This window comes from Tepidimonas sp., assembly GCF_046292505.1.
Lineage (GTDB): Bacteria > Pseudomonadota > Gammaproteobacteria > Burkholderiales > Burkholderiaceae_C > Tepidimonas.
On the sequence record NZ_JBKBQX010000226.1, the window covers coordinates 1 to 606 of the forward strand.

At 73.1% G+C, this 606-nt stretch carries 1 pseudogene; it reads left to right on the plus strand.

Going from position 1 to position 606, the window contains the following annotated elements:
* Window positions 1–606, plus strand: a pseudogene (locus ACK4TH_RS12925) (two-component sensor histidine kinase); the annotation flags it as partial.

Genomic DNA, 606 nt, shown 5'->3' on the forward strand with positions numbered 1-606 from the left:
CTGGCCTACGACCGGCTGCTGCAGACCAAGGTGCGCGCCGATCTGGCGGTGGCGCATGGCTACTTCGATCAGGTGCTGCAGGAGGTGGGCAGCGGCACGCGCGAGGTGTCCGAATCGCACGCGCTGCACCGCCAGCTGCAGCGGCTGACCCCGCGCCGGGGGTCGGCCGCGGCCGAGCCGCTGCTGGCTTGGCTGGAGCAGGAGCGCCAGCGCCTGGGGCTGGACGTGCTGGTGCTGCGCCCGCCGCACGACCCCATGGTGCCGCCGGCGCAGGCGCGCGGCAGTGCGGCGCGCCTGGTGGTGTGGGAGCCGGCGCAGGTAACCGCACTCGCCGCACACCTGCAGCCGCGGCTGGGCATCGCGCTGGTGCCGACGCGCAACGCTGCGCCCACTGCGCGCACGGTCGAGGAGCGCGCGCTGCTGATGCTGGCCAGCACGCCGCTGCCGGACGACGCACCGCTGCCCGGCTGGGTGCTGCACGGCGGGCTGCTGCTCAACCGCAACCTCGACTTCATCGACCACATCAACCGCATCGTCTACCCCGAGGAAGCGCTGCCGTTTGGCAGCCAGGGCACGGCTACGCTGTTCCTCGACTGTCCTCGGTGA